The 6,543-nt window shown below is 72.3% G+C and carries 7 protein-coding genes; 4 read left to right on the top strand and 3 right to left on the bottom strand.

Annotated elements, in window-relative coordinates; translation table 11 throughout:
- Positions 1-35: 35 nt before the first annotated feature.
- Positions 36-1,064, bottom strand: a complete 1,029-nt coding sequence (locus ABT297_RS32450; RefSeq protein WP_350556227.1) for an ABC transporter substrate-binding protein — start codon at positions 1,062-1,064, stop codon at positions 36-38.
- Positions 1,065-1,282: 218 nt separating this feature from the next.
- Between ABT297_RS32450 and panD the strand changes: the two genes are divergently transcribed.
- Together panD and ABT297_RS32440 are read left to right on the top strand one after the other, a co-directional pair.
- Positions 1,283-1,735, top strand: a complete 453-nt coding sequence (gene panD / locus ABT297_RS32445; protein WP_350556226.1) for an aspartate 1-decarboxylase — start codon at positions 1,283-1,285, stop codon at positions 1,733-1,735.
- Complete coding sequence (locus tag ABT297_RS32440; RefSeq protein ID WP_350556225.1) at positions 1,732-2,091, top strand: hypothetical protein; 360 nt, start codon at positions 1,732-1,734, stop codon at positions 2,089-2,091. The genes panD and ABT297_RS32440 overlap by 4 nt, the downstream gene beginning before the upstream one ends.
- Before the next feature lie 72 nt (positions 2,092-2,163).
- Here the strand turns inward: ABT297_RS32440 and ABT297_RS32435 are convergent, their stop codons facing one another.
- Both ABT297_RS32435 and ABT297_RS32430 read right to left on the bottom strand, forming a co-directional pair.
- Complete coding sequence (locus ABT297_RS32435) at positions 2,164-3,030, bottom strand: universal stress protein (protein ID WP_350556224.1); 867 nt, start codon at positions 3,028-3,030, stop codon at positions 2,164-2,166.
- Positions 3,027-3,359, bottom strand: coding sequence for a CBS domain-containing protein (locus tag ABT297_RS32430; RefSeq protein WP_350556223.1), 333 nt, complete (start codon positions 3,357-3,359; stop codon positions 3,027-3,029). Before ABT297_RS32430 ends, ABT297_RS32435 begins: the two co-directional genes overlap by 4 nt.
- Positions 3,360-3,516: 157 nt before the next feature.
- Here ABT297_RS32430 and pflB point away from each other — a divergent pair, with 157 nt between their 5' ends.
- Together pflB and pflA are read left to right on the top strand one after the other, a co-directional pair.
- Positions 3,517-5,784, top strand: coding sequence for a formate C-acetyltransferase (gene pflB, locus ABT297_RS32425; RefSeq protein WP_350556222.1), 2,268 nt, complete (start codon positions 3,517-3,519; stop codon positions 5,782-5,784).
- Positions 5,781-6,521, top strand: coding sequence for a pyruvate formate-lyase-activating protein (gene pflA / locus ABT297_RS32420; protein ID WP_350556221.1), 741 nt, complete (start codon positions 5,781-5,783; stop codon positions 6,519-6,521). Before pflB ends, pflA begins: the two co-directional genes overlap by 4 nt.
- Positions 6,522-6,543: the final 22 nt, after the last annotated feature.

The raw sequence follows: 6,543 nt of genomic DNA, 5'->3' as shown, positions 1-6,543 counted from the left end.
GGGACGCCGCACCCGTCCGTTCCTCGCGCGTCGCGCTACAGGGCGCCGACCTTTGTCGCGGGGTCGTTGTCGGTCGCGGCCGCCAGCTGCGGCACCAGTTGGTCGAGCGCGAAGAGCAGCGCGTTGGGCCCGCTGTAGGACAGCGCGCCGGCGAGCGGCGTCTCGAAGGTGGTGTACAGCGTCCGGTCCTCGGTGACGACCTTCAGCTTCGCGAAGACCGGCGACTTGAGCATGGTCTCCTTCGTCGCCCCGTTGACGAACAGCACGTCACGGTCGAGCAGGTCGAGCCGCTCCTCGCTGATCTCGTCCTTCTCCTGCTGGGCGGCGAAGCCCAGCGCGTCGAACAGCGCGCGGCGCGGGTCGCCCGCCGGGATGAGCCAGTGCTGGCCGTTCTCCGGGCCGAAGTCCTCGACGAGCACCTTGCCGGCGAACTCCGGGTGCGCCTTGCGCGCCTCGGCGATCTTCGCCTTCACCTTGTCCACGAGGGCCTGCGCCTCGGCCTGCTTACCCAGCGCCTTGCCGGTGGTCAGCGTCTGGACGTCCCAGGGGGTCTGCTCGTCGGGGTAGTCCTTGGACTGCACGACCGTCGGCGCGATCTGGCTCAGCCGGTCGTACGTCTCCTGGTTGATCGTCTCGTAGATGGCGAGGATGAGGTCGGGCTTCTGCTGCAGGATCGCCTCGAAGTTGATCTCGGCCGAGAACGTCGGCAGCGCCTTGCCGCCGAGCGCGGAGGCCACCCACGGGTACTTCGGGTACTCGGTGAACCACTCCCGGGTGCTGACCGGGACGACCCCGAGCGCGATCGCGAAGTCCTGGTCGCTCCAGCCGACGGTGACGACCCGCTTCGGCTCGGACTCGATCTTCGTCGCGCCGAACTTGTGCTCGATGGTGGCGGGGAAGGCAGCGGCTGCCGGTGCCGATCCGCTCGGTGCCGCCGCCGGCTCGTCCTTGTCGCCGCAGGCCGCGAGCGCGGTCGCCGCCAGCAGCGCGGCGGCGGCGAGGGCGGCGCGGCGGAGGCGGGCGCCTGGTCGTCGGGGGGCGCGAAGGGTGCCCGGTCGGATCATCTGTACTCCTTCGTCAGGTCGGGTCCGCGTGGGGGCAGCGCGGCGAAGCCAACGTAGGTTAGCATTGCCTAACTTAGGTTTGGCTAGCCTATCTTGCTATCGATCGCGCTACGGTTGCCACGGCGTTGATCGATGGCCTCGGGGCCAGTGCCGGCCCGTTCGGCGGCCGGTTCGGGGGGCCGGTTTCACGACCCACGCATCCATCCGGAGAGGACGACATGCAGCGCACCCTGATCGGCGGCAAGATCCATCGCGCCACGGTGACCCAGGCCGACCTGCACTACGTAGGATCGATTACCATTGATGCCACGCTCATGGATGCCGCGAACCTCGTCGAGGGCGAACAGGTGCACGTGGTGGACATCGACACCGGCGCCCGCCTGGTGACCTACGTCATCGAGGGCCCACGGGACACCGGCGTCATCGGGATCAACGGCGCGGCGGCGCGGCTCGTGTCCCCGGGCGACCTCGTCATCATCATGTCGTTCAACGTCGTCGACGAGGCCGAGGTCGCCGGGCACCGCCCGCGCGTCGTGCACGTGGACCGGGACAACCGCATCGTCGAGCTCGGCACCGACCCGGCGGCGCCCGTGCCGGGCGAGCCGGACCAGCGCTCCGGCCGGGTGCTGGCCCCGGCCGGAGCCGGCCGAACGATGCACCAGACCCCGTGAACCAGGACGACGCCTGCACCCTCACCGTGTGCCGGGACTGTTGCTGCGGCAGCCCCGACAAGCACCCCGGCGTCGACCACGACGCGCTGCTGACCGCCCTCCGCGCCGCGGACGGCCACCGGGTCCGGGTCAGCGAGTGCCTGTCGGTGTGCGAGCGCTCCAACGTGGTCGTCGTGCAGCCGTCCCGCGCGGGCCGTCGTCGCGGGGGCCGTCCGGTGTACCTCGGCGAAGTGCTGCGGGACACCGCGGTCGCCGAGGTCCTGTCCTGGCTGGGCGCCGGCGGCCCGGGCCGGGCCCCGATGCCGCCGGCTCTGCGTGCGCACGAGTTCGACCAGGCCGCCGCCGACGGCTGCTGACCCGGACCGGACTCGGCACGTCAGCCGGGGCGGGCCGCACGGCGGCGGCAGGTGGACGAGCGCGGCGTCCGTTCAGGATGCCTTGCGCTCGTGCGCGATGAGCACCGGGCACTCCGCGTGCTGCATGAGCTGCTGGCCGACGGAGCCGAGCAGCAGGCCGGCGAACCCCCCGTGGCCGCGGCTGCCGACGACGACGAGCTGTGCGGTGTGCGAGACGTCGACGAGCACCTTGGCCGCGCGGCCGGCGGCGACGAGGGCCTCGACCTTGACGTCAGGGTACCGCTGCGTCCAATCGGCCAGCGACGCGTCCAGCGCGGCCCGCTCCTGCCCCTCGACGTCCGGCAGGGGCAGCGCGGGCTGGGCCGGCGTGACGTGGGCACGGATGGCGATCACCCCGGCGCCGCGCGCCCGGGCGGCCTCGAACGCCAGCGCCAGCGCGGTGTCGCTGGAGGCCGAGCCGTCCACCCCGACCACGACCGGGCCGTCGACGGCGGCGGCGCGGCCGCGCACCACCACGATGGGGACGCGGGAGTGCGTGGCGACCTGCTGGCTGACGGACCCCATGACCAGGTTGGTCAGCCCGCCGGCGCCGCGGTTGCCCACGACGACCATCCGGGCGCCGGCGTCGCCGAGGTCCAGCAGCGTGGACGCGGGCGGCGCCTCGACCGAGACGCCGAAGACGTCGATGCCGGTACCGCGCTCGCGGACCCGCGCGACGATCTCGGTGACGAGCCGTTCGGCGACCTCCCGTGCGGCCGTGATCTGCTCCGCGACGGCGACGTAGTAGGCGCCCGGCCAGGAGATCTGGTAGGCGTTGACGATCTGCAACTGGCTGCCCGTGCGTTCGGCCTCGGCGGCGGCCCAGTCGACCGCCCACCGCGCCTCGTCCGACCCGTCGTAGCCGACGACGATCCTGTGCTCGCTCACGGTCGCGTTCAACGCATCCTCCTCGATCGTTGCTTGCTTCCGGCGTGGGGCTCAGCGGCCGGCGTCATGAGATCTCGCGCGGTGGCATCGCCGATGCGGTCGCGGCGGCGGCGCTGACGAGGTGCCGGCAGCGCCCCCGGTCTGCGCGGCCCATCGGCCCCGAACAGCTGCGGGTAGGCGCCGGGATCGACCATGCCGACGAGCCGGCCCGATCCGTCCACCACCGCCACCGCCCGGGCGCCGGCGCCCTCGACGGCGTCGACCACCTGCTGCAGCCCGGCGTCGGCACCGACGGTCACGACGCCCGCCGCCCCGTCCGATCTGATCGACGCTTCCAACACGAGCGACCCACCTCCTCCGGCCTCAAGCACAGCCTAGGCACCTCTGCCGGGCCGGGGCAGGCGCGGACGGCCCCCCGCACCCGGGACTTCGGGCCCTGCCCGAACGGCGGCCGCAGCGGCGACGCTGAAGGGGAAGCGAACCGACTCAGGAGGAACGATGACCACCACCAGCGTCCCCGCCGCTGCCGGACTCGCCGCCTGGCGCGGTTTCCGCGGCGGACGGTGGCGTGACGAGGTCGACGTCGCCGGCTTCGTACGCGCCAACGTCCTGCCCTACGAGGGCGACGGGGCCTTCCTCGCCGGCCCGACCGAGCGGACCCGGCACATCTGGGGCCTGCTGACCGAGATGTTCCCGGCCGAGCGTGAGCGCGGCATCTACGACGTCGACGCCCGCACCCCGGCCTCGATCACCGCGCACGCGCCCGGCTACATCGACCGCGACCGCGAGCTGATCGTCGGCCTGCAGACCGACGCGCCGCTACGGCGGGCCATCATGCCCTTCGGCGGCCTGCGGATGGTCGAGAACGGGCTGCGCGCCTACGGCTACGAGCTCGACGCGAGCGTCAAGGAGATCTTCACGCGGTACCGCAAGACCCACAACGCCGCGGTCTTCGACGCCTACACGCCGCAGATCCTGGCGGCGCGCAAGGCCGGCGTCATCACCGGCCTGCCCGACGCGTACGGCCGTGGCCGGATCATCGGCGACTACCGGCGGGTCCCGCTGTACGGCGTGGACTTCCTCATCGAGGCCAAGCGGCGCGACAAGGCGTCGCTGGACGAGCACGCCGCGACCCCCGACGTGGTGCGCGACCGCGAGGAGCTCGCCGAGCAGCTGCGCGCCCTCGACGAGCTCAAGGCGATGGCGGCCTCCTACGGGTACGACATCTCCGAGCCGGCGCGGACCGCGCGCGAGGCGGTGCAGTGGCTGTACTTCGCCTACCTCGCCGCCACCAAGGAGCAGAACGGCGCGGCGATGTCGCTCGGGCGCACCTCGACGTTCCTCGACGTGTACCTCGAGCGCGACCTCGCCGACGGCACGCTGACCGAGACCGAGGCACAGGAGCTCGTCGACGACTTCGTCATCAAGCTGCGCATCATCCGGTTCCTGCGCACGCCCGAGTACGACGAGCTGTTCTCCGGCGACCCGACCTGGGTCACCGAGTCGATCGGCGGGATGGGCAGTGGGGGCGCTGACGGGCGGACCCTGGTGACCCGGACCTCGTTCCGGTACCTGCAGACGCTGTACAACCTCGGCCCGGCGCCCGAGCCGAACCTGACCGTGCTGTGGTCGCCGGCGCTGCCGGAGCCGTTCAAGCGCTTCTGCGCCAAGGTCTCGCTGGACACCAGCGCGATCCAGTACGAGAACGACGACCTGCTGCGCGCCTACTGCGACGACGACACCGCGATCGCCTGCTGCGTCTCGGCGATGCGGACCGGCAAGGACATGCAGTTCTTCGGCGCCCGGGTCAACGTGGCCAAGGCGCTGCTGTACGCCGTCAACGGCGGCCGCGACGAGATGACCGGCGCGCAGGTGGCGCCGCGCACCGAGCCGATACCCGGTGACGTGCTGGACTACGACCAGGTGATGGCCGCGTTCGACCGCACCCTGGACTGGCTCGCCCGCACCTACGTCGACGCGCTGAACATCATCCACTACATGCACGACAAGTACGCGTACGAGCGGATCGAGATGGCGCTGCACGACTACCCGGTGCGCCGCTTCCTCGCCTGCGGCATCGCCGGGCTCTCGGTGGCCGCCGACAGCCTGTCGGCGATCCGCTACGCCACCGTGCGGCCCGTGCGCGACGACACCGGGCTCGTCGTGGACTACCGCGTCGAGGGGGAGTACCCCGCGTACGGCAACGGCGACGACCGAGCCGACAGCATCGCGGTGTGGCTCGTCGAGGCGTTCATGGACAAGGTGCGCGGCAACGCCGCATACCGCGGGGCGATCCACACCCAGTCGGTGCTCACCATCACCTCGAACGTGGTGTACGGCAAGCACACCGGCAACACTCCCGACGGCCGCCGCGCCGGCGAGCCGTTCGCGCCGGGCGCCAACCCGATGAACGGCCGCGACGTGCACGGCATGGTCGCCTCGGCGCTGTCGGTGGCGAAGCTGCCCTACGCCGCCGCGCGCGACGGCATCTCGCTCACCAGCACCGTCACGCCCGACGGCCTGGGCCGCGTCGACGAGGAGCGGATCGGCAACCTGGCCGGGATCCTCGACGCCTACATGTCGGTCGGCGGCTTCCACCTCAACGTCAATGTGCTCGACCGGGCGACGCTGGTGGACGCGATGGCGCATCCGGAGCGCTACCCGCAGCTGACCATCCGCGTCTCCGGCTACGCGGTCAACTTCGTCAAGCTCACCCCGGAGCAGCAGCGCGACGTCATCAACCGCACCTTCCACGGCGTGCGATGAACAACCTCGAGGTGCCCGGGCGGCTGCACTCGTGGGACGTCTCCACGGGTGTGGACGGCCCGGGCACCCGTTTCGTCGCGTTCCTGAGCGGCTGCCCGCTGCGCTGCCTGTACTGCCAGAACCCGGACACCTGGCGCATGCGCGACGGCACCGCGACCACGGCCGGCGCGGTCCTGGACACGGCTCGGGGCTTCGCGGCCTTCGCCCGCACCACCGGCGGGGGCATGACCGTCAGCGGCGGCGAGCCGCTGCTGCAGCCGGCCTTCACCCGCGCGCTGTTCGCCGGCGCGAAGGAGCTCGGCCTGCACACCGCGCTGGACACCTCGGGCGCGCTGGGCGCCCGGGCCGGCGAGGACCTGCTGGACCTGACCGACCTCGTGCTGCTGGACATCAAGTCCTGGGATCCGGCCCACTACCGCCGGCTCACCGGCGGCGAGGTCCGGCCCACCCTGGACTTCGCCCGCCGGCTGGCCGCCCGCGGCACGCCCGTGTGGGTCCGCTACGTCCTCGTCCCCGGCGTCACCGACGACCCGGGCGACGTCGACGGGGTCGCCGGGTTCGCCGCCGGCCTCGGCAACGTTGAGCGCGTCGACGTGCTGCCGTTCCACCGGCTCGGCGCGGCCAAGTACGACCGGCTCGGCATCCCCTTCCCGCTGCGCGACACGGCGCCGCCGGACCGTGACCTGGTCGATCGGGTCCGTGACCGGTTCCGCGACGCAGGGCTGGTGGCCTACTGACACCCGGCTCCCGGCAACGGTC

Source organism: Dactylosporangium sp. NPDC000555 (genome assembly GCF_040300025.1).
In the GTDB taxonomy this organism is placed as follows: domain Bacteria; phylum Actinomycetota; class Actinomycetes; order Mycobacteriales; family Micromonosporaceae; genus Dactylosporangium.
The sequence above is the reverse complement of the archived record's forward strand: the minus strand, read 5'-3'. Positions and strand labels throughout refer to the sequence as shown.